Genomic DNA, 22457 nt, shown 5'->3' on the forward strand with positions numbered 1-22457 from the left:
CGCCTCCTCTACTGGAGAGTATAAGCATTTTTCGTGTATTTCAAACGCTTAGTTCGTGTGATTCCACGCCATGAAAAAAAGATGCCCTCTAGAACATTTGGGCATCTTCATGATCAGCTATTTTTTAAAATAAGCTTCAATATCCTCATACATAAAGGGCGTTCCCTCTATTTTTTCATGGTGATTATGCAAGGCTGTCATTCGATTGATGATTGGGGCTAATTTTCCTTCATCCTCCTGCGTCAAATTGAAGGCGACGCCATAAGAATAGATTTGGTATTTTTCTTCTAAGGTCCATCTAAAAGTACCCTCTAGGTTAAATGATTGATTCATTAAAATAAAGCTAAATTTAAATTTCATCGTTTGATTAACGGGTAGCTTCAAAGAAGAGCGAATCTTCATGCCGCCTAAGCTAATATTTTCAATGATGATCGGGGTATGACCGATATTAATTTTTTGCTCATTCATTTCGATAATCGTCATAAAGCCCTTCACATAGGCCGGGAATTGAAAACGATAATATTTGCGTCGCTCCACCACAGGTTTTTTATGAATAATCGCTTTTTGTGGTGTTAAAATGCCTTGTGCCAGCATTTTTTCAAAGGCTTTCGCGGGAACAGCCTTCGTATAAATACTACCTTGCAAATAATCACATTCTTGCTGCTTTAAAAAGATAAATTGCTCGTAACTTTCAACTCCTTTTGCCACAACCTGAATACCAAGCATTTTGGCTAAATAAATCGTTGCTGAAATGAGTCCATTTTCAATCGGACGATCATGACGGATTTCACGGATAAACGCTTCATAGATATGGAGTGTCGTTGGTTGGAATGTTCGCAATGATTCTAAGGAAGAGTAGCCTGTTCCAAAATCACCAATAGCAATTTTAACACCGATGTCTTGTAATTCTTTGAGAACGGTCATCACACTTGTACTATTTTTTAAGATGGTACTTTCGCTAATCTCGAATTGTATATAATGAGCGTCAATCGAATTTACCTGTAATCGCTCTTGGACAAACTGAATAAAGCCCTTTTTCAACAGACGGATTGGCGATATCTTAATACTAATTGTTCGCAGCACATGCCCTTGCTGCTTCCAGTGCTGTAACAACGCACATGCTTTTTTAATCACCCAATCTGTAATGATGTGAATCATATGGTTTTCTTCCGCTAATGGAATAAATTCACCAGGTGACACAAGGCCCCATTCTTTATGATGCCAACGAATTAACGCTTCTGCACCATTGATAACCCCCTTTTGCGGCTCTACCATTGGTTGGAAATATAATTCGAATTCCTCATTTAACATGGCTTGTCGCATATCTCGGTCTAACACATACTGCTTATAGGAAGTAATATCCTCTGTAAAGGCATAAATATGAAAACGATTCCTTCCCTGCTGTTGCGCATAGCATAAAGCGGAATATGCATTTTCTAATAAAATGTTTCTCGTTAAGCCCTCCTCTGGATAAAAAGCAATACCAATGCTAGCAGATAGGTGCAAGCGATAGTCTTTTATCGAAAAAGGTGTATCAAAGGTTTTCAGTACACGGCTAGCCAGCGCGTAAATATGTTGCTTGCTCACATATTTTTTCATGACAATGATAAAATGCTGATTGTCTAAACGTGCCATGTAACTGTGATCATCTGTTAGTGTTGAAAAGTAGTTGGTCACCGTGCGCAGAAGCTCATCACCGATTTTCGTACCTAGCGCATTATTTAAGATATGAAAGCGGTTAATCGAAATATATAATAGTGCGAAGGGTTCGCCAGCTAAGCATAGGGTATCAACTTTATCATGTAAGCTCAAGCGATTTGGTAAACCTGTCAATTCATCATAATACACTAAATAATTAAGCTTCTTTTCTCGCTCAATCTCCTTTGTAATATCAGTTACTAAGCCGAAAATATGGTTGACCTCCCCTTGCTGATCTAGTCTCGGCACAATTTGCTCCAGCAACCACTTTGTCTGATTCTCCCCCGTTCGGATACGATAAATCACTTGATAGCTTTTGCCTGAAGCGAGATGATCAGTATACGCTAATACCTCCTCACGATGTGCAGGATGAATCATATTAATCCAGACTTCTGAGTCATCATAAAGCTTAGCTAATGGAATACCAAGAATTCCTTCCAATCCTTTAGAGGCGAACAGCATATTGCCACGAATGGAATCTCGCATCCAAATCCCTGCATCTAAATTGTCAAAGATAGAATGATAGTTGGCTAATGTATCATTTAGTGTTTTCTCAAGTAGTTTGAAAGCCGTTTCGTCTTTGACAACCCCAATCATCTTAAAGGGCTTGTCATCCTTCCATATGACTTCGGCGGCTGCCTGTAGAAAACGCAGCTCATTGGTTTTACCGTGATAAATTCGGAAGTCACTGTCAAAATTAGTCCCTTTTCGAGCATGATTAAATGCATCATATGTCCTTTCATAATCATCTGGATGAATGAACTGGAAAACGTGATCAATACCATCGTTATCTGAACGTGCAAAGCCAAAAATATGATAAAAGTTATCTGAGCAAAACAGTTTGTCATGCTGAATAAAGTACTCCCAGCTCCCAACTGCCGCAATATGCTGGGCGTAATTTAAATGCTTCTCATGTAGCATTAACTGATGCTTCATGGCTGAATACGTGGACATATCTTCAATGATTAAATAGAGCCCCTCGGCCTGATTGTCGTCATTTTTGATTGGTATAAACGTCAGTACGAGGCTTAGGTTTTGTCCTTGATGCTGTAGTCTTTCAATATCAATCTTGACCGACTTTCCTCGTAATGTTCGATTGAACGCTCTTTTTAATCGTTTATAATCTACATCAGTCAGAATTTTCTTGAAATCTTCTGCATGACTAGGTCGATATTGTAATAGTTCATAGAGTGCTTCTTGATTGACGTAAATAATTTCGCCATCTGCCGAAAACACAATCATCATATCGGGGTGATACTTGGCAAAGGACATGGCATATGAAAATAAACGATGATCTTGAGCTGTTGCCAGCGCAAACGTATGCGGTCTTTCTTCTTTTGTAAAAAACTGCTTTAATAGATTCGGCTTTTTCATCCATCTCACCTCTCCCTACTTTTTACCCACTACTTATTTATCAATTCCCCCAAAATACAGTTTAAAAACTACTATTTATAAAAGAGAAAGAAAAGTTTCATCGACCGTTTTTCGCTGGAGAAGCGCTCTTTTTTATTAGGTGATGCCCCTATCCAAAGAAATAGTTCATATGTTTTTCTTAAGGTACTACGATTAATTCCATATCCAATAGCCAGCGATCAATGGCTTGCTTTGGATAATAGACTTTGTCCCCTACCTTTACATGAGGGATTTCGCTTATGTAACTATTTGATCCATCTGGCACTTCTGTTAATTTTAGCACTTCCACTACACTGATTCCTAAATAATCAGCTGCCTCTTGTTGTGACAATAGCTGGTGTTGCACGGATTCCTTTGGCTGCTCTTTTAAACTGGTGGCGATGAGCCAGCTTCCTATTAAAAACGACATGGCTAATGAGAAAATCGCCATTGCTATGCTATATTGTTTCAATTCTATCCTCCCTTACTCATCAAATTTTACCATTAATTCAATAAAAAAAGATGCTCTATAAGCCTTTATAGACTTATAGAGCATCTTTCTATTAATAAATGATTATTTTTGGATAAATTGTTGTGTCCAGTAGTTACCTGATTTCACATAACCTACACCGATGTGTGTAAATTTACCGTTTAAAATGTTCGCACGGTGTCCTGGTGAGTCCATCCACGCTTGTACTACTTCTTGTGGTGAACGTTGACCTTGAGCAATGTTTTCACCTGCAGCTTTATAAGCGATACCTAAAGCTTTCATACGATCAAATGGTGAACCAAATGTTGGGCTCGTATGTGAGAAATATTTATTTGTTTGCATATCTTGTGATTTTTCACGAGCTGCAGCCATTAATTTCGCATCTGTTTGAAGTGGTGATAAACCAGCTTTTGTACGCTCAGCGTTTGTTAATTTTACTACTTCTTGTTCAAATGCGTCCACATCTGAAGTTGTTGTTGATGGTGTTGAAGTAGTTGGTGGTGTTGCTGGCTTTTCATTTTGTGATGATTGATTATTATTTGGCTTTGTTGGTGTTGTATTATTTGTTGTTGGCGTCTCATTAGATGGTGTAGATGCCTGTGGAAGTTTAATCGTCCACTTATGATTATTGTTTGACCATTTATAATAATAAACATTACAGTTTGTTGATTGCTGTACGGAATTCCCCTCTGTTGTATTTGCAGCAGCAGAAGCTATTTGAATTGGAGCTGCTAAAAGAAATGTTGCACAAATTGCAGTTAGTGTTTTTTTCATGTTTGCAATTCCTCCTTCTCTGCCACTAATCGTAAGGGATGATTTTCATTAAAATCTTACCAACATCTGCTAACTACGCCAACGAAGAAGAAAATGCGCGAAAAATCACGTTTTTTTCGCGTTATTTTTTAGCAGGTTTCACCAATCTATGAAATACTTACGTTTGAAAGAGGGTTGACACCCCTCCTAAACTCGTAAATATTTTAGAAAATAAACAGCTGATATGAATAAAAAATGTATGTTTTATACACTCATTTTTTAATCGCCTTTCTTCATTACTTTCTTTGCATCACCCTAGAGACGGCTAGTGTCGTAGCCTCATGTTAGCCTAATATTACAATTGTGTTACAAGATCGTTACATTTCATTTACATAAAAATAAAACAACCTGTGTAAAGCTACACAGGTTGTTCACGTGCAGAAATTCACTGGTTGCTTTATTCTTCAATTCTCCCCAATAACAGGTAAAGCACTAACATTCTCTCCAATAATAACAAGTTTTGCTGGCATTTTCAGATATTCTGGGAGCCATTGCACCATTCCATAAGCATATTGGAACAACATTGGGTTTTTGATGCCCTTAATTGGTACATAGCCTTTCATACGATAAATCGTTTCAGGTAATGCACGCACCCAATCTTCAAACTGCTCCTGTGTAAATTCCTGATCTGTAAAATCTACTAAGCGAGAGCCCAGCTGCATTGAGGCTATTGGCGCTTTAACTATATCTGCTTTATCGACCTGTGTTGTTGCCTTCAGCCCCTCTAATAAGCTGAGTGGTAAGCGTCCATTTGTCGTTTGCAATATAAAGGCATGAGGGTTCAAGCCCTGTAGTTCATAGACGACCTGACCTTGCTCTGCCTCTGTTAATAAGTCTGTTTTATTTGCTAACAATAGATGTGCATGGCGAATTTGCTCCAGAAATAAAGAGCGCACTTGTGGTGTTAATGTATCACGGTGTAGCCAGAGCTTAGAATCCGCCACCGTGATAATGCCTTTCACATTGAGCTGATCTGCAAAAAGCGGTGAAAAAACGGCATCCAAAGCTTCTACAGGATGTGCTGCACCTGTTGTTTCGATAATGAGCACATCAAAATCACTATCTAATAGAAGAGATTGAATTTGTGCCTCTGTTTTTTCAGCACCCGAACAGCAAATACAGCCCTCTAGCATCTCCTTTAGCGGGATATCCTTTTCCACTGCCTGCGAGTCAAATGGCAGCTTCCCGAGCTCATTCATAATAACAGCAGGCTTTAATTTCTTTTCTTTTAGCTGGCGAATGACATCTGTCAGCATGGATGTTTTGCCACTCCCTAAAAAGCCACTAAATAGGTACACATCTTTCATATTAGTTCCTCCCATAAAAAAAGCTGTCGCAGATGCCGTGAAAGACAACTGTTGCGACAGCTACATTGTTAGTTTGTTGTTTCCTCTGTTTTTTCGGCTGTTCCTACAAGAAGCTCTTTCGCTTTTAGTAACTGAGGATCATCGGCTTTCATTTTTGCACGTAACGCATCCATTAAAGCATACGTTGTATTACCTGTTAGAATGCCTGTTTCTTCAAGGTTGTTCGCTGCTTGTAGTTTTTCTACTGCCTGTGCGGTATTGTCATCAAAGATCCCATCTACTTCACCAGGCTCATACCCTAGCACCTGAAGCATCTCCTCTGCTGCTTTCACAGAGTCAGATTGTAGGCCTGTCTTCATTTCTAAAGAGGCATTCAAGTATGGTAAAGAGGCATAGGATGGATACGCAACTTTGACATCAGGCTCAATTCCTTTTTCATTAATCCAGTTGCCCTTCGGTGTTAACCATTTACCTGTCGTAAATTTCAAATTAGAGCCGTCTTTTAATGGTGTAACATTTTGGACAGTTCCTTTACCGAATGATGTTTCACCAACAACTTTAGCACCAACTGACTCTTTTAATGCTCCTGCCAAAATCTCAGAGGCTGAAGCACTGCCACTATCAACTAGTACCGTAATCGGTAGGTTATATTTTTTACCTGCTATGGCATTTGTAATTTGAGGCTCCGCATCTTTTTCTTGTACCTGCACAATCGCCTTTCCTTCTGGTACAAAGAAATTAGAGATATCGACTGCAGCCTTTAGGTAGCCACCAGGATTTTGACGTAAATCTAATACAATGCCCTTCATTCCTTTGCCTTCATACTCAGTAAGGATTTTTTCAAGCTCTTGGGCAGTTTGTTCACTAAATGATGTAACTTGAATATGGGCAATATTGCCATCCAGCATTTCACCATAAACGGTTTCGACTGGGATGTCATCACGAACAATCGTCATTTGAATAGGTTCCGTATTTTCGCCACGTTTTACCGTTAATTTTACGGGTGTTCCTTTTTCGCCACGAATCAGTGCAACTGCCTCTGTTGCACTTAAGCCCTGAATACTTTTCCCATCAACTGTTAAGATAATATCTTTTGGTAATAAGCCTGCCTTTTCAGCAGGAGAATTTTTGATAGGTGACACAACTGTAATATAACCATTACGTTCTTGGATTTCTGCACCAATTCCTTGGAAGCTTGAAGATAAGCCAGAATTAAATTGATCCGCTTCTTCCTTTACCATGAAATCGGAATAAGGATCGCCTAATGCATCAAACATACCATCGATCGCACCATCGACCACTTTTTCATCATCAATATCTTGGTAATAGTTATTTTTCAGTAAATCAAATGCTTCATATAATTTTGTAAATTCCTCTCGTTCAATCGGAACTTTCACTTCTACTACTTTCTTATCACCAAAGGTTAACGCAAATATTGTTAAACCTGCCGTAATAAGAATTGTAAAGAACATTAGCATGATAAATTTAAACGGTTTCAGTTGTATAAATTGTCCTGCCGGCTTTATTTCAGCTGGAGTCGGCTCCTGCTGCTGTTCTGTACTTTCTTTTTTCTGTTCATCCATCTTGATTGTCACCACTCTCATTTACACTAACTTGTTGTCACACTACTACCATCTTAACAGGTTATCCAGAAGACGAAAAGAAAAAGACTGTCAAAATTTCATGACAGACCTTGTCCGATCATGCTTCATTCTAACTAGCATTCCAGCACCTATTCAGCCATCATACTACTAAGTTTAGGCATATTATGGTACTGCCTTTTAATTTTACTCATTTCCTAGTAGCAGTCAACAAAAAACTCAAAGAATCATAGAAATGCTATAAGAATATAACGTGCCAGTGTCCAAAAAAGTTGCATCCTATCAGGAATTATTCATGAGTTTTTGCAGTTTTTTATATACGGAATGCACGGTTAATCGATGAAAGGCAATCAATTGTCCTTTATAAACCACTGAAAAAATACCATATGGTGTCGGTGATTTCTCCATCAGCTCTTCTCTCGTTTGAAGATCCACCAGCACTGGCTGCAATCCTAATTTTTCGGCAGCTAATTGAATATTTTCCGTGGCGACGTCTACATATGGACATTGAAAGGAACGTAAAATCGTTAAATGAGGAAATCTCGTTAATCGTTCCTGCCAATTATCAGGAAAGTATGGCCGTTCAACGCTTTCATGAAATGGAAAGGCCCATAATTCAAAATCATTGAGTGCTGTTGCCATATGCTGAAACTGGTGCTGTAAAAATAAATCCTTGTTTGGCGTCCAGGAAGTTTGGTCATTTGTAATGACCACCACTCCCTTTTTCCCACGTTCCTTGGCATCCTTTAAGCACCTCTTCAGTAATTGTGTACCATAGCCCTTCCCCACTGCACTTACCCATAAACAGTGAATCACCACATAGCCATCTGCATGTACAACTCTTGAAGAGTATTCCGCATCTGTATATTCTATAAAACCTACTTGTTTTTGATTTTCAAGTACTTGTATGTAATGTAAGCCCTTTTCAAATTGTTGATTAAGCCATTTGTTTTTCTTCTGATAGCCCTCTGTTTTTTTCTTGCTTCGTAAACAAAAGCTGCCCTTCCCCTCTAACAGCTCACTATTCATTTCAATCAGCTCTATATGTTGTGTCAATGCTAGTCCCCCCATCCGTTAATTGTACTAATTTTACCATTTTTAGTGAATCATTCAACGATCATCGGAATCGCCTTTTCACTTGTTGTCGCATATGATGCAAGTAATGACAAATGTAAGGAGGAAAAACAATGGGGAGAAATAATAAACCGAGCCAAGGCAATGAATCCATAGAAATTTATGCGGCTAAGCTATCCTATATTGGCACAGCCATTTCAACATTAGGGGATGGTTTACAAACCATTGCAGCAGGACTCGCATTAGAAGCGCTCCAAAACGCGAACAATGATTCTTCTCAAACGAATAATGGCAATGGAAATGGGCATCAAACAGTTAAAATAGATAATATGCAGAAACAAATTGATTATTTAATTGCTGAGCTTAAACACATCAAAAAAATGTTTAAATAACCTTTACATAAAGAAAAGTGTTGAAGACGTTTCTGCTTCAACACTACTGTTTTTTTTCCATTTTCTTATGTGTCCTTTGGATTTCCAATAATTCAGAAACCGTCACAAACTGATAGCCCTGTTTTTCAAGCTCCGGTATGATTTGTTCCATTGCCTGAACCGTTTGTGCTCGATTTCCCCCACCGTCATGAAATAGGACAATATTGCCTGCTTTCACACCTTTTAAAACGGTATTCACGATGCGATGAACACCTGGGCTTTTCCAGTCGAGCGTATCTAAATGCCAAGACCACATAACAACCTTATAGCCTTTTTTTGAAATTGCATCAATCATCGCATCGGTATATTGTCCTTCAACTGGTCTAAATAATGTTGGCTGATAGCCTGTAATCCCTGCAATCACTTCATCTGTTTGCTGTATTTCTTTCATTAAATTGGTAACATTTGTTCTTAAAGGGTGTGTATAGGTATGATTGGCCAATTCATGTCCTTCTTCGTACATTCTTGTAATCAGCTCAGGATTTTTTTCTGCATTTTGACCGACAATAAAAAAGGTTGCTTTTGCATTATATTTTTCCAATACATCAAGGATATCCGCTGTATATTTGCGATGTGGCCCATCATCAAATGTTAAGGCAATGATTTTTTCATCTGTCTGAATTTCCCAAAGAATTTGACCTGCTTCCTCATAATACTTTCTTCCTTTATTTTCAGAAGAACTCACTTTTACATAAAAAAGCGACACCGTGATTAGACTAAGTGGTAGTAAAAGCAATAAAAACTTTTTCACATTTTCACGTCCCCAAATAATTATTTTCGTACTTTATTATTTGAGGATTTCCTAAAAAAATGCTTATGTTTCGCATTCATTCATTAAAATTTGATGGTGGATATGATGTGCCAGATGTTGCATATACTCCTCTATCAACCATCCCAATGTCCTTTGTTGTTGATTCATCATACATGGCTGGGCCAATGTCTCTTCATCAAGGTGGTCCAGTACATACATGATTTTTTTGTTGATGCTTGTCCACAACATTAAAATATCTTCTATTGGTAAATCCTGATAGCCCTGTAACGCGACCCATTGTACTTGGTCGTATGTAGTCACTACATAGGGTGAAGCTTCATTCTGAATTTGAAGTAATCGTTCAAGATTGACAATAGCCGAATCACACAAATGACCGATTACTTCTTTTTTGGACCATTTTTTTGGAGCAGGTCGTTGTGTTATTTCCGCTTCTGTCATCACACGAAATACTTCTGGTACTTTTATAAGCCAATAATGTAATTGTTCAACTGTCTTTTGCACGAAGGTCACTCCCTTTTGAAACAATTGTTACGTAATAATCTAATAATGCAATCACTTCCTGCACCCGCTTATGTTCGATTTCAATTTTAAAGGAAATCCATATAATGGCGACATTAAAACTCAAGACGGCTAATGCAACGATTTGGACAAGCGACATGCCTATCATGAGCTTGCTATTCATGGTTGTAGCAAGCAATGTAAACATGGATAAAATAACACCACTCATGGTAATAAACATGGGCTTCATGCGTATTATCTCATTTGCCTGTACCTTTAACAGATGGACAATAAATCGCAGCTCTTGCCTTGTATATTGTTGCTGAAGGATAACAAAATAGGACTGATACACATCCTCATCAAGCTTTTTATGCAATATATTTTTATGCATCTTTTGCACAAATTGATCACAGAAATCGTTCGCCAACGCTTGCTCTGGCTGTAGCTGTTCTTCTTTATGTTCTATAAAAGCGACCCTCAAACCTCCTCACCCTCTCATATTAAAACTTTCACTCAATTTACTATATGAAGGAAAGAGAGCCGTGTAGTACGAATTGAAGCAAAGTCGTTTATTTTTGAGTGTCTTTTTGCCGCGCTCTACTTAATCCAAAAATAGCTGTTGCGAAAACAAAAACTACCGTACAAAGCCACATTGTCACCCCATTCCAAGCGCCTTTAGCAATCGTAATATTCGCTAATAGCGCTATTTGCATGATACAAACGGCGATATAAAGCATAAATGTGTAATTCAACCGAGAACCTCCATTTTCTAAGATCCAAAAGCGAAAACAAGATCCGTCTCGCAAACTATTTCTCCATCTACCATTGCAATCCCTCTGCCTTTCCCAACAGCGCCCTTCACACGCGTAATCTCCACTTCTAGATGTAGCTGATCACCAGGCTTTACTTGCTTTTTAAAGCGACAATGATCGATTCCTGCCAATAAACCTAATCTTCCCTCATTCCCAGCCTTTGTCAGCATAATCACTGCACTAACCTGTGCTAATGCTTCAACAATTAGCACACCTGGCATCACAGGATACTGTGGAAAATGACCTTTAAAAAACTCTTCATTAATCGTTACATTTTTCAACCCCACTGCGCGCTTGCCCTCTTCTAACTCCACAATACGGTCTACCAAAAGAAATGGATATCGGTGTGGCAAAATAGCTTGTAATTGTTGACTTGTTAACATATGAATTCCTCCAACGTATTTTTATAGTCTTATTCTAACACTAAATATTAGTACTAGGTAATAAAATTTCATTAGTATTATTCATTAGTTTTCAGAATTATTTTTCATTATTTTTTCAATATTTCTTTATCGACAGCCACACAATAGCTAGAATATAATATTCCATGCATTCACCCTAGAATGATTAGTTTATTAGAATAGGATGGTTTCGCATGTTATCTTTTATCGCAATAGTTCTTTTATTATTTTTAATTCCAGGTCCTGCAGTAATTATTACCATTACACAAACATTAAAAAGCGGAAAAAAGAATGGTATTTATACAGCTTTAGGTATCGGTCTTGGTGACTTGGTTCATACATTAGCGGCTGTTTTAGGTCTCTCTGCTATTTTAATGAAATCAGCCACTGCCTTTGAAGTGGTGAAATATATTGGTGTGGCATACCTTGTTTACTTAGGCATTCAGATGCTCCTCACAAAGCCAAAGAAAATTGAGCAACCGACTGTCGAACAAAGTCCTGCTAGTACTTCATTCCGTCAAGGCTTTTTAGCAGAAATCCTCAATCCAAAGACGGCACTGTTTTTCCTAGCCTTCCTACCGCAATTTGTTCAGCATAACGAGCAATCTGTCACAAGCCAATTGCTAACACTCGGTATAACATTTGTCGTGATGAGTGCTTTATATACAATCCTACTCGCAGTAATTACAAGCTTCATTGGCGAAAAAATCTTTACAAAAACAAGCGGTAGCTCACGCTGGCTCGAAAAGACAGTTGGCTTCGTTTATATCGGTCTCGGTGTCCGTTTAGCATTACAGACACAAAGTAGATAAATTGGAGAAGAACACAAAAAGTGTTCTTCTTTTTTTTGCAGGAAAATGGAGTTTTAATAGCCAATAATATTAAAAAGGAGGGTTACATTTGAATCAACGTCAAGAAAATCTATTTCAGCAGCTAACCAATTATCGTGGCGAGCTGCTTCACTTACTCGAGCATGTATCAGAAGAAAAAGCGAACATCATCCCAGCTGGATTTCATAATAATATTCGCTGGAATATGGGTCATGTTTATCTCGATCAATATTTATGGATAGAGGCATTAACAAAGGAAAAGGATACAGAATTAGAAGTTCTCAAGAAATGGTTTGGCTTTGGTACATCGCCAAAGCATTTTGACGACGAAACGCCATCCTTCGAGGAATTAAAGAAGTATTTAGCTCAGCAGCCTGAACAATTAAAGGAACAGTATGGCCATCGATTGTCAGAGGAATTCCCTCCTATTGATATGGGTATGCAAACTATTGAACAAGTACTGTTACGCACCATCTTTCATGAAGGTATGCATTTACAAGCGATTTTAACCATTTATCGATGCCTAAACGAAGCAACAGACCTAGTTTGATACTGGGTCTGTTGCTTACTTGTTTATTGATAGTTTTCGAGATAGTTTCCTTTCTCAAAAATTTCTTTCGGACTTAAAGCAGTCCACTCCTCTATCGATACATTGGGATGCAAATCCAGATAGGATTTTACCATTTTATAGCCCTCACTGTAGCCATATTCATAGGGTAGACCATTTCCACCTAAATTGATTTCAGATGCACGATTCAAGTCCCTCTTTTCGAGATCTCCTACAATTTTTGACCAATAAAAGTCTTTGGAATTGAAATCAATTTTCCTTAAATCCATTTCGGGATTGACTAATTTTTCAAACATAACTGCTTTTCCTTCAAACACCATATGGTCCAATACGGTTCCTTCAGTTCTTGGGCGGTTTTCAGTCAAAACACTATGATGATATTCATGAGGTATTGTATATCTTATATATTCATCATTATAATATTTATTGTATAGAACAGTTATTTTACCTGACCCTATAGCCACCATGCCAATCCCTACATCTGTAGCAGGAAAAACACATACGGTTGTTTCATTTTTTGTAGGAAGAAAATCAGAAGCTTTGAAAAGAGCTTCTTTAATGCTCCTTTCCGTTGCTTCCCTTTCAATATTTTCACTTAATAATTGATTATCTTTTATTTGTTTAGGCGTTATGTTTAGCACCAACTCAGCCAAGTTTATATATTCACCATTCTCAAAACAAGCACTATAAACTGGATCAACGACCTCTTCTCGATAGACATCCAATGGTGAACGATCTGGGTCACTTTCTACCTTTTCTGTATAGTTTTGAAAAAGCTCATAAGCATGAATAATTTTAAATGGTTGCTTTGTTTCAGGATGTTCGAATGAAACCGTGATATTTTCTACATCTGGTTTCTCATGAGAAGGCTTTTCTGTTTGTGCACAGGCACTAAGTATGAAGCATAACATCATTAATACGATAAAACCCTTTACACAATTCATCCTTTTCATCCGTCCTTTTCATCAGGAAATAATTTAACCATGCTAACGTTCATTAACGATATGCCCTGTCGCTCGACTGTTTGTGTTTGCATGATTTGGTATCCTTTCCGTTCAAAAAATGGTCTCGCTGTAAGACTAGCATCCGTGTAAATATGGGTAAGACCAAGTTTTCTTGCGTCTGCTTCTAGTAAATCTACGATGGCTGATGCAATCCCCTGTCCTTGAAAATCCTTATGGACATAAAGTCGATTTAAATAGCCCTCCATTGTCATATCCACAAAGCCAACAATTTGATGATGCTTCCGTGCGACATAGGTCTTATTATGTCTTAAAGTCTTTTGCCAAGTGGCTACTTTAACTGGCTGTATGGCTAACGGTGCCCAAGCCTCCAATTGGGCCTGTGAATAATCTTTTGCGTTTACACTATGTACGGTTTCGTAAAATAATTGCAGAATTTCTTCTAAATCATCGTCATGATAGTTTGTAAAATGAAGCATCTATACACCCCCTTTTCTCGCAATCTATTATACCAATGATAGGATATTTATGTAAAATTATAGCAAGCTTATAGATCAAAGTAATCTATAAGCTTTTGTTCTACTGTTTCGGTGTATTGGCTGTCAGCGGATTTGCATTGGCTACTAATTGTACAGGCGTAGTTGTTTGTTGAAAGCTATCCTTTTGTCCTTGATTCGATTTTCCGTAGCCTTTCATCACAGCAAATAATGCTGCACCAACAATGCCCCATGTCAAAAACTTCATTTAAAAAACCTCCTTTCAGCATTAGTATTCGAGAACAAATACAGATTATACGCTGTCAAAAAGTTGCTAATAGCGGTGGTGATTTTGTGTTATTTTATTTCAACTTCTTTACTTTGATATCTAGCAACACGATGGTTTTAATCTAAATGACACACTGCGAAATCAAGTCCAAAATATTGATGATGATACACAACCTTTTCCAGCCAAAAGAAAAAATAGTAAAGTTTTTATTATATACATAAGAATATTATGGTAAAATTTCCGATGGTGGTAAGTGTTAAAGTATAAGGAGGTTATATACCATGAAAAAATTTTTTACAGGGCTATTTTTAACATCTACATTATTTGTAGCAACACCTGCTGATGCCGCAACGACACAAATCAAAATCGACGATGTTGTGGTAAAATCTGATACAGCACCCGAGCAAAAAAACAATCGAACAATGGTGCCATTACGAGTGATCAGTGAAAATCTTGGTGCGCAAGTTCATTGGCAGGATTCACAAATCACCCTTTCAATGGATCAAACAACTATTAAATTGAATCTTAATAACCGAACAGTCATTAAAAATGGTCAAAAAGAACAATTGGATGTACAACCATACATGAAAAACAATCGCACCTATGTACCAATTCGCTTTATTGCTGAAACATTCGGCAGTCAAGTGCATTATAATGATGGCACAGTAAATATTACGACTGAACCATTGCTAATTGAAGATGAAAAAATCAAGGTACTACGCTATGAATACCATATGACAATGGGTGGTGTCATTCAGGACATCAAGGGCAATGCCTATCACCAAGCACTTTTCAAAATTTTCCAAGAAAAGAAAGGCGACAAAGTAGAGGCTCCGAAAGATTATTATTGGCACCTCAATCTAGAAACTCCTGGATCTTATTACAAGCTTGGTCAATTTGATTTTATGAGCCATGATCAAAACAGTGTTCGACAATATGATATCTATACATTAAATCAACCTTTCCCAGAGGAATTATTACAAGGCTATCCTGAGTATTTACTCCATGATTTCGATGGCGATAACTGGTATATTTTCTCTGAGCAAGCAGTGAAGTCAATACAGCAGCTGATTAATAGTGCATATAATAATGGCTTTAGCAAAATAATTAGTAATACAGTCGCTTAAAAAAATTTTTAATGGCAGCTATACACAACATATTCTGTAAAAAGATGTGCAAAATATTCATATCAACGATTGATTGATGGAGGTTTGCCTCATGCAGAAATTCCTATCATTAAGTATAGCGCTACTATTCCTTTTATCTGCTTGTTCGTCGGAAGAAGCTCCGCCCAGCGAGGAAGCAGAAGCCAAAGAACAGACCGTAAATGCGCAGCCAAAAGAAAATCTAAACGTTTTGAACGATGATAAAGGTTGGGTAATGGCTGAGTAATGAGAAAAGCGTGTTTTGATATTTTTTATCAAACACGCTTTTCTACACTATTTTTGTATAATCTGAATAAGGTTGCCACATGTATCATTAAAAACTGCTATTGTGACTTCTCCCGCTTTTGTCGGCTTAAGTGTAAATTCAACGCCTTTCTCCAGTAAACGGCTATACTCCTTTTCTAAATCAGCAACTCCAAACATTGTTGCTGGAATGCCTTCAGCGAAAATCCTCCTTTGATAGTCCTTTGCTGCAGGATGCTCATCTGGCTCAAGTAATAGCTCAGTGCCCTCTAAATCATCAGGCGACACAAGCGTTAGCCATCTATGTTTTCCTACTGGGACATCCTCCTTTTTTACAAACCCTAGCTTTTCCGTATAAAATGCCAGTGCCTTTTCCTGATCTTGTACAAAGATACTGTTGACAATAATATTCAATTGCTTTTCCTCCTTTTAAGTCGTTTAAGAAGCATCCTTCACACGTAAACTTTACTCTACCCATCCTTTCAGTAAATCTTTAAGTGGTTCCTTATTGAAAAGAATGACTCGATATTTTCCCTTCCGCTGTGATAGGACGAGTCCAGCACTCTCCAAGACAGACAGATGCTTAGCAATCCCCTGCCTCGAAATGGAAAGTTCATGTTTCATTAGAAGACGCACCGTCAATTCATACAACGTCATCTCATCACACTCAGCCAGTTCATCTAAGATAAGTCTCCGAGTCGAGTCCCCTAGTGCTTTAAAAATAGCGTCTTTATCCCAATTCATAGCTTGATTATAGGCAACTCTATGGTTGCATGTCAACTATAAGCAACTTGTCGGTTGTATGATTTTTGCACATGTGATCTCTTTATTTGGAGCTGGGATAATCCCTCGTGAGCGGAGTGCTACTCATTTAGAGCGGCTGCTTACCTTTCATCAGTAAAAAAAAGCAAGCCTGAGTTAGCTTACTCAGGCTTGCTGTTTTCTTCGATCGGTAACACTGTAGAATATTTAATTTCTCGTAAGGATAAATTCGTTTGAATTCTAGAAACGCCAAGCTTATTTAATTTTCGAATAAATTGATCTAAGTCTTGGCGGTCTCGAATTACGACCTTTAACAAATAATCATAGGCACCTGTTAAGCAATGACATTCCAAAATTTCGGTCATTGTTTTCAAGCTGTTTTCTAACTCCTCTATTTCCTTCTCCTGATGAATATTTGTGCTCATAAATATATAGCACAATAAATCAAACCCTAGTTTCTCCTGATTTAAAATTGCGACTTGTTGATCAATATAGCCTTCATTTTCTAGACGTTTCACCCTTGTATGGGTTGCTGGTGGGGACAAATTCACCCGTCTAGCTAATTCCGCATTGCTAATCTGAACCTCTCGCTGCAAAATCGCTAATATTTGCAGATCGACATTATCTAATCCTTTATTTTTTATATCCTCCATTGTTTTCTCCTATTTTGATTATTTTTAGACAAGGAAGTTTTTAATGCGATTTCAAAATATTATTTTGATATTCATTAAATAACTTTCGATTATTTTGATTTTATTCAATTCTACAAAATATTATACTGATAAATCACTAATAGTGCTATGATTCTTATTATACATAAAAGCAAAAGGAGTGTACCTATACTGTGGTTAAATTTTATATGGGCTTAATGCTTGTCACGAGCTTACTATGGGGAGGCAATTTTGTTGTGGCTAAGACGCTAGTGGCTCATGCCTCTCCAATGACCTTAACGTTGGTCAGATGGCTGATCGCAGTGATCGTCCTGCTACCGTTAGTTTGGTGGAAAGAGAAGAGATTGGTTCCTGCTAAAGCCGCTCTTGTGCCATTATTCCTGATGGGCATTACAGGTGTTGCCTTATTTAATATATTTCAATTTTTAGCGTTGGAACGAACAACATCCACGAATGCTGGTCTTATTTCTACAATGAATACCATGTCCATCGCCCTTTTTTCCTTCGCCTTTCTGAAAGAAAAAATAAATGGCTTGCAACTTCTGGCGATGGTACTCTCTTTAATTGGTGTTTTTCTTGTCCTTTCGAAAGGAGATTGGCAGCTGTTATGGCACTTCCAATTGAATACAGGAGATTTATGGATGGTGGCAGCCGTTTGCGTATGGGGACTTTATTCTGTATGTAGTAAGTGGGCTATGCAAACAACCTCTCCGTTAATGGCGACATTGTATGCAGGTTTGTTTGGGGTGCTCATCCTAGTCCCATTCACGATTACGGATTTTACCTTCTCCGAAATCGACTCCTCTTTCATCCTTTCGCTACTTTATACAGGGGTCATCTCTACAGTAGTTTGTATGGTATTTTGGAATATTGGCGTTCAACAATTAGGTGCCACAACCTCTGGTATTTTTCTAAACTTTAATCCTATTTTTACAGCATTGCTCGCCTTTTTATTTATCGGTGAACAACTAAGCTGGCTGCAAGGCATTGGGGGAATCATCGTGATTTTGGGATGCTACTTATTCACACATTTTAAAACGAAGACGCCTCAGGCTGTGCTCTAAATTTCTATTTTTCAAACTTGCAAATAATAAAAGATGCATTCCCCCTCTTAAAACTCATCGAGAGGCAATGCATCTAATGATGTAAATGTTTTTTTGCTACTACCACAAATGAATCCGCCGTTCCTTCGTGAAGCTTGCTTGTCATGCGTAGACCTTGGCTTAATGGTGTTGCAATCTGATGGATAAAAGTTCTTTAGGCTGTAGTAGTTTTGCCAATTGCTCTTCATCCATTTCAACGCATTATCCGCTACGGTGATTTCGAGATGGGTATCAAAATTGATAATACGAATATGTATCGTTCCCCCGTCAGAACGCTTTAACATTCCATGCTTTAATGCATTTTCAATTAATGGCTGGTTAGTCAGTGATGGGATGAGGACAGTTGTCTCCGACTTTAGTTGCCATACAACCTGAATACGCTTGCCAAAACGCTCCTACTGTATATAGAGGTAGACTTGAACCAACCTAAGTTCATTTTCTAGTAGAACAAGTGCTTCCACATTTTGAAAATTACTGGACTCTCTTAAAAAATCTCAATGCCTCTACTAATTTACTTGTCCGCTCACTATTTAATTCACTAAACCCGACAGGAAGTGGGTCTTTTTAATGACGGTACTTTTTTAGTGGATGGCTGAAAAAGCAAACCAGTACTCATGTCTATCCACACATCTACAAAATCTGAACAATCAAAAAACTGGTGAGATTAACCCTAGACTACAGGTATAATGAAAGAAAAACCAAAATTGATTGGAGATGCCATGAAAATTCGATTAGAAACATTAACACAGGGTGATTTTGAAAACTTATATGCATTTGAGGTTAAAAATAGGGCCTATTTTGAAAAAACAGTCCCAAGTCGAGGGGATGACTATTACGAATTACCAAATTTCATAAGAAAAAATGACATGCTTTTAGAGGAACAAGCACAACAGCTATCCTCTTTCTATCTAATAAAAAATGAACTTGAAGAAATTATAGGAAGAATCAATGTAATCGATATTGATAAGGATCAACGATTAGGCCATATCGGTTATAGAGTAGGACAAGAATTTAGTGGGAAAGGGGTTGCCCATACAGCCTTAGAATTAGTATTAGACCTTATGCGCCAGCAAGACATGCTCATCATTGAGGCACAAACAACAACGAACAATATAGCCTCTCAAAAAGTATTAGAAAAAAACGGTTTTAAACCATTGGATAGAAGCGGAGAATCATTTGAAATGAATGGTCAAAACCTCACTTTTACTTATTACCGGTGGATTAATTCCTAGGATGATCTGACAAACCGTATTGTCAGATCATCCAATAAAGAATGTGCCTAATCTAATGAGACCCCTTTAATCGCTGTTTTCAATTCCTCTAAACTCTTAATCATTTGCAGTAAAGAATGATATTCAGCTGCATTCAAGTGATCACCATGCACTGTTATGTATCTTTTTATGCTACTTTCCATTGTTTGAATTTCTAGCATAGCATTATACTGAACGTCAGGTTCTTGAGGTCTACTCTTCTCTCTATTTTGTTGGTTTCGATTTTGGGGCACTCGGTTTGATAACTCCTTTAACATATTGTATACCTCCATAGATATACATATTTTGCATGACAAATTACTAATAACAAAGGGTAATTATAGTATAATAGTTACCTTTTTATTCCTTTATAATTGTAAAAATACAATTATCGAAGCCTATTTTATAATATAGCACTCTACAAATTCTATACAACGCAAAAAAATCAAAATGAGCACCTAGCCATCTTGATTTTTTGGAAGGTGGAAGCCAATAACTTTCACACCTTTTGTGGTGGAATAATGCCTGTTACAAGTAAAATAAAGAATACCAATCCAATAAGGAAAAATATCAGTGACGCTATAAATACGGGCCCAAGTTTAACCTTGAACCGTTCTCGCTCATGAATGATCCCTGTTTGTGCACTCACTTGAGATGTATAAAGTCTTGACATCGCTCCACCGCTACTCGAAAAGTAAAACGTTCCTAAGGTAAAGGCAATGCCCGTGAAAAACATCACTTCGATAAATCGCACAGAGAATATTGTGGCAACCCAGTACGTCAACGATATTTCTACAATCCATGCAATGATGATAATAATCATGTGTTTCCGTGGCACTAAAGGAGCCCCTTCCTTTTTTCTTTAGCTACTTCTACGCATCTTTTTAGAAAAAGTTTCATTTTTCTAAATATATTGTCTATAAGACTTATTTTGTTCTTAGAGATCATCAATCAATTGTATTAATTGTTGTTGAGTGAGTTCGCCTTTCACGCTGTGCTGTAATTTTCCTTCTTTATCAAAGATAAAGGTACTAGGATAATTCACCACTTCAAACGTTTTCTGTAGTACTCCCTCTTCGTCTAGGAAGATAGGAAATGATAAAGCATAAGTATCCTTAAATGCTGCCGCCTTCTTATAGCTATCATAGGCTGTGGCATTGATGGCTAGCAGCTCGACATCCTTTGATTTTTGTTGATAGAATGCCTCTAGTTCAGGTGCTTCCTGTTGACAAGGCCCACACCAGGACGCCCAAAAATTCACTACTACTATTTTGCCTTTATATGCTTCAAACGTTGTGGAGGATTGATCTAGCTTTGTTAAAGCAGTTTCATAATTAATTTGTTTGGTGCCATCCTCCAAAACAGTCATAGATGGTGTAAGAGATGCTTGGAAAAAAACATTTTTTAATGCCACACCAATAAAGATTGCTATGATAAGTGCAGAGATAATGAAACTAATTTTTTTACGATTCATACTAACTCTCCTTTTAAAATATACAAATATTTGTATATTTTACCATACTATCAACTAACAGGATATGAACTTTTTATAAAAAATAGCCCCTACTCAAAAAGTAAGGGCTACTCTTTCTTACGTGAAAGATGTTTTATTTTTATAGGCAATTACACTTACGAGAAGTAGCATACTAGCTGAAAGGAAAAAAACAACTCGTATCCCATACCATTCTGACAACATGCCCATCATTAAAGATGAAAGGCCGAATACCCCTGTCACAATGACATTCAACGATGTATACACCGTTGGTAATTTCTCCTTTGAGACACTTGTTTGAATGATGGTTTGCTGTGGAATGTTTTTTAATTGCCCACATAAGCCAATCAGCAAAGAACAGAGTAAAGCCATCAATGGTGTGATACTAACCGCAAAGAATAATGTAAAAATAGCGGACAACAGCGCACCTCCACTTATGAACATAGCTTTCTTACGCTCAATAAATTTGGTCCATTTTAAACAAATCATACTCCCTATAATCATGCCAATAAAAAAAATGCCGTTGAGATAACCCCACCATTGAGAAGAAGCCTGCAATGCTTCTTCTACAAAAACAAGTAAAATCGCTGCGACCCACACTGCACCTGCCATCGATTCCAGTAAATCCATTCGTGCAGCTACCTTTAGTACAGGTGTTTGATGGATGGATTGCCACCCTTGCATAAATAACATCCATTTCTTTTTTTGTGGACGTTCCATACGTGCCACATCTGGTAAAAGCTTTAAAAGCAATGTTGCCATGAAAAAAAGGACGACAACGCCCCATATAAGCTGTGATGGTGTAAAGAGAAGCAGCAAGGAACTGCCAACAAACCAAGAACCCACCTGAATGGATTGGATAACCGTTTCTGCAATACTATTTGCCCGCAATAAATCCTTTTCTTCCACATAATGAGGCAGCAAGGATTGACGAATAGGATTGGCACAACCATCCAAAAACGCAACCATCGCAATCAATAAAAACACAAAGCCTATCATCGGCTGGTCGCCTACCCATTGTACATACAAGGCAAGGCCCAAAATGACAGCGGTTTTAAAGCCTTGAGAAATAGTTAGCAATTGATTCAACGACACTTTTGTCGTAATAAGAGGTGTTAGCAGACTGGAAATCAACATACAAGTAGTAATAATAAACGGTACGAAGGAAGTAGCAATCGCCGAGTTGGTGAAACGATAAATTATACTAATCACGCTTACTATATAGAGAATATCACCAATATCCGCTAAAGATTGACCTGTCAATAAAAGTGAAAAAGATCGGTTTTTAAACACGTTTTATCCCCCAAAATTAAGATTTTATTTTTTCTTGGGAGATTTTTAAATTGGACGAACCTG

General features: G+C 37.7%; 28 protein-coding genes. 7 read left to right on the plus strand and 21 right to left on the minus strand.

What is annotated here, in order from left to right; genetic code table 11:
* Nucleotides 1–117 precede the first annotated feature (117 nt).
* From BFM98_RS05790 to BFM98_RS05815, 6 genes are all read right to left on the minus strand, one after another.
* Entirely contained in the window at nt 118–3072 is a 2955-nt protein-coding gene (locus BFM98_RS05790) for an EAL domain-containing protein (RefSeq protein ID WP_066036798.1), read from the minus strand.
* A gap of 178 nt (nt 3073–3250) precedes the next feature.
* Nucleotides 3251–3562, minus strand: coding sequence for a helix-turn-helix domain-containing protein (locus tag BFM98_RS05795; protein ID WP_066036799.1), 312 nt, complete (start codon nt 3560–3562; stop codon nt 3251–3253).
* 102 nt (nt 3563–3664) lie between these two features.
* Complete coding sequence (locus BFM98_RS05800; protein ID WP_048392912.1) at nt 3665–4354, minus strand: CAP domain-containing protein; 690 nt, start codon at nt 4352–4354, stop codon at nt 3665–3667.
* A 443-nt stretch (nt 4355–4797) separates the two neighbouring features.
* Complete coding sequence (locus BFM98_RS05805; RefSeq protein ID WP_066036800.1) at nt 4798–5700, minus strand: CobW family GTP-binding protein; 903 nt, start codon at nt 5698–5700, stop codon at nt 4798–4800.
* A 68-nt stretch (nt 5701–5768) separates the two neighbouring features.
* Nucleotides 5769–7283, minus strand: a complete 1515-nt coding sequence (locus tag BFM98_RS05810) for a lmo1851 family serine protease (RefSeq protein ID WP_066036801.1) — start codon at nt 7281–7283, stop codon at nt 5769–5771.
* 300 nt (nt 7284–7583) lie between these two features.
* A complete protein-coding gene (locus BFM98_RS05815; protein WP_066036802.1) occupies nt 7584–8357 on the minus strand; it encodes a GNAT family N-acetyltransferase in 774 nt (257 codons plus the stop codon).
* Between the two features lie 131 nt (nt 8358–8488).
* Between BFM98_RS05815 and BFM98_RS05820 the strand changes: the two genes are divergently transcribed.
* Nucleotides 8489–8767, plus strand: coding sequence for a hypothetical protein (locus tag BFM98_RS05820; protein ID WP_048392921.1), 279 nt, complete (start codon nt 8489–8491; stop codon nt 8765–8767).
* A 43-nt stretch (nt 8768–8810) separates the two neighbouring features.
* On the opposite strand, the gene BFM98_RS05825 is transcribed toward BFM98_RS05820, so the two are convergent.
* The 5 genes from BFM98_RS05825 to fabZ all read right to left on the minus strand — a co-directional run bounded on the left by BFM98_RS05825 (nt 8811) and on the right by fabZ (nt 11271).
* A complete protein-coding gene (locus BFM98_RS05825; protein ID WP_066036803.1) occupies nt 8811–9557 on the minus strand; it encodes a polysaccharide deacetylase family protein in 747 nt (248 codons plus the stop codon).
* A 63-nt stretch (nt 9558–9620) separates the two neighbouring features.
* Complete coding sequence (locus BFM98_RS05830; protein WP_066036804.1) at nt 9621–10079, minus strand: DinB family protein; 459 nt, start codon at nt 10077–10079, stop codon at nt 9621–9623.
* The gene (locus BFM98_RS05835) at nt 10063–10557 is read right to left on the minus strand and encodes a hydroxymyristoyl-ACP dehydratase (RefSeq protein WP_066036805.1); all 495 of its coding nucleotides are present in this window, start codon (nt 10555–10557) and stop codon (nt 10063–10065) included. Before BFM98_RS05835 ends, BFM98_RS05830 begins: the two co-directional genes overlap by 17 nt.
* Nucleotides 10558–10645: 88 nt before the next feature.
* Complete coding sequence (locus tag BFM98_RS05840) at nt 10646–10828, minus strand: hypothetical protein (RefSeq protein ID WP_066036806.1); 183 nt, start codon at nt 10826–10828, stop codon at nt 10646–10648.
* A gap of 17 nt (nt 10829–10845) precedes the next feature.
* A complete protein-coding gene (gene fabZ, locus BFM98_RS05845) occupies nt 10846–11271 on the minus strand; it encodes a 3-hydroxyacyl-ACP dehydratase FabZ (RefSeq protein ID WP_048392930.1) in 426 nt (141 codons plus the stop codon).
* 212 nt (nt 11272–11483) lie between these two features.
* Here fabZ and BFM98_RS05850 point away from each other — a divergent pair, with 212 nt between their 5' ends.
* Both BFM98_RS05850 and BFM98_RS05855 read left to right on the plus strand, forming a co-directional pair.
* On the plus strand, nt 11484–12101 hold the full coding sequence (locus BFM98_RS05850; protein WP_004230157.1) for a LysE family translocator: 618 nt from the start codon (nt 11484–11486) through the stop codon (nt 12099–12101).
* A gap of 88 nt (nt 12102–12189) precedes the next feature.
* Entirely contained in the window at nt 12190–12669 is a 480-nt protein-coding gene (locus BFM98_RS05855; protein WP_066036807.1) for a DinB family protein, read from the plus strand.
* Between the two features lie 23 nt (nt 12670–12692).
* Here BFM98_RS05855 and BFM98_RS05860 read toward each other — a convergent pair whose 3' ends face one another.
* From BFM98_RS05860 to BFM98_RS23820, 3 genes are all read right to left on the minus strand, one after another.
* The gene (locus BFM98_RS05860) at nt 12693–13631 is read right to left on the minus strand and encodes a DUF2268 domain-containing putative Zn-dependent protease (protein ID WP_066036808.1); all 939 of its coding nucleotides are present in this window, start codon (nt 13629–13631) and stop codon (nt 12693–12695) included.
* Nucleotides 13632–13636: 5 nt separating this feature from the next.
* On the minus strand, nt 13637–14128 hold the full coding sequence (locus BFM98_RS05865) for a GNAT family N-acetyltransferase (RefSeq protein ID WP_066036809.1): 492 nt from the start codon (nt 14126–14128) through the stop codon (nt 13637–13639).
* A 100-nt stretch (nt 14129–14228) separates the two neighbouring features.
* Nucleotides 14229–14393, minus strand: coding sequence for a hypothetical protein (locus BFM98_RS23820; protein WP_004230164.1), 165 nt, complete (start codon nt 14391–14393; stop codon nt 14229–14231).
* A 302-nt stretch (nt 14394–14695) separates the two neighbouring features.
* On the opposite strand from BFM98_RS23820, the gene BFM98_RS05870 reads away from it, so the two are divergent.
* Both BFM98_RS05870 and BFM98_RS23825 read left to right on the plus strand, forming a co-directional pair.
* Nucleotides 14696–15541: a copper amine oxidase N-terminal domain-containing protein gene (locus tag BFM98_RS05870; protein ID WP_048392936.1), complete on the plus strand. Its 846-nt coding sequence runs from the start codon at nt 14696–14698 to the stop codon at nt 15539–15541.
* Nucleotides 15542–15632: 91 nt separating this feature from the next.
* Nucleotides 15633–15806, plus strand: coding sequence for a hypothetical protein (locus BFM98_RS23825; RefSeq protein WP_175400719.1), 174 nt, complete (start codon nt 15633–15635; stop codon nt 15804–15806).
* Between the two features lie 47 nt (nt 15807–15853).
* On the opposite strand, the gene BFM98_RS05875 is transcribed toward BFM98_RS23825, so the two are convergent.
* The 3 genes from BFM98_RS05875 to BFM98_RS05885 form a co-directional block, all read right to left on the minus strand.
* Entirely contained in the window at nt 15854–16237 is a 384-nt protein-coding gene (locus BFM98_RS05875; RefSeq protein ID WP_054548625.1) for a VOC family protein, read from the minus strand.
* A gap of 51 nt (nt 16238–16288) precedes the next feature.
* Entirely contained in the window at nt 16289–16567 is a 279-nt protein-coding gene (locus tag BFM98_RS05880) for an ArsR/SmtB family transcription factor (RefSeq protein WP_066036897.1), read from the minus strand.
* Nucleotides 16568–16746: 179 nt separating this feature from the next.
* Nucleotides 16747–17238, minus strand: coding sequence for an Lrp/AsnC family transcriptional regulator (locus BFM98_RS05885; protein WP_066036810.1), 492 nt, complete (start codon nt 17236–17238; stop codon nt 16747–16749).
* A 206-nt stretch (nt 17239–17444) separates the two neighbouring features.
* On the opposite strand from BFM98_RS05885, the gene BFM98_RS05890 reads away from it, so the two are divergent.
* Both BFM98_RS05890 and BFM98_RS05895 read left to right on the plus strand, forming a co-directional pair.
* Nucleotides 17445–18320, plus strand: a complete 876-nt coding sequence (locus BFM98_RS05890; protein ID WP_233436422.1) for a DMT family transporter — start codon at nt 17445–17447, stop codon at nt 18318–18320.
* 758 nt (nt 18321–19078) lie between these two features.
* Nucleotides 19079–19591 carry a GNAT family N-acetyltransferase gene (locus tag BFM98_RS05895; RefSeq protein WP_066036898.1) on the plus strand — a complete coding sequence of 171 codons (513 nt, stop codon included), beginning with the start codon at nt 19079–19081 and terminating at the stop codon, nt 19589–19591.
* 47 nt (nt 19592–19638) lie between these two features.
* Here BFM98_RS05895 and BFM98_RS05900 read toward each other — a convergent pair whose 3' ends face one another.
* The 4 genes from BFM98_RS05900 to BFM98_RS05915 form a co-directional block, all read right to left on the minus strand.
* Nucleotides 19639–19887, minus strand: coding sequence for a hypothetical protein (locus BFM98_RS05900; protein WP_233436400.1), 249 nt, complete (start codon nt 19885–19887; stop codon nt 19639–19641).
* A gap of 221 nt (nt 19888–20108) precedes the next feature.
* Nucleotides 20109–20447, minus strand: coding sequence for a hypothetical protein (locus tag BFM98_RS05905; RefSeq protein ID WP_048392945.1), 339 nt, complete (start codon nt 20445–20447; stop codon nt 20109–20111).
* A gap of 99 nt (nt 20448–20546) precedes the next feature.
* On the minus strand, nt 20547–21083 hold the full coding sequence (locus tag BFM98_RS05910; RefSeq protein WP_048392947.1) for a TlpA family protein disulfide reductase: 537 nt from the start codon (nt 21081–21083) through the stop codon (nt 20547–20549).
* A gap of 117 nt (nt 21084–21200) precedes the next feature.
* Nucleotides 21201–22394 (minus strand): MFS transporter, encoded by a 1194-nt coding sequence (locus BFM98_RS05915; RefSeq protein WP_066036812.1) that lies wholly within the window; start codon nt 22392–22394, stop codon nt 21201–21203.
* Nucleotides 22395–22457 lie beyond the last annotated feature (63 nt).

Source organism: Lysinibacillus sp. AR18-8, assembly GCF_001705465.1.
In the GTDB taxonomy this organism is placed as follows: domain Bacteria; phylum Bacillota; class Bacilli; order Bacillales_A; family Planococcaceae; genus Lysinibacillus; species Lysinibacillus capsici.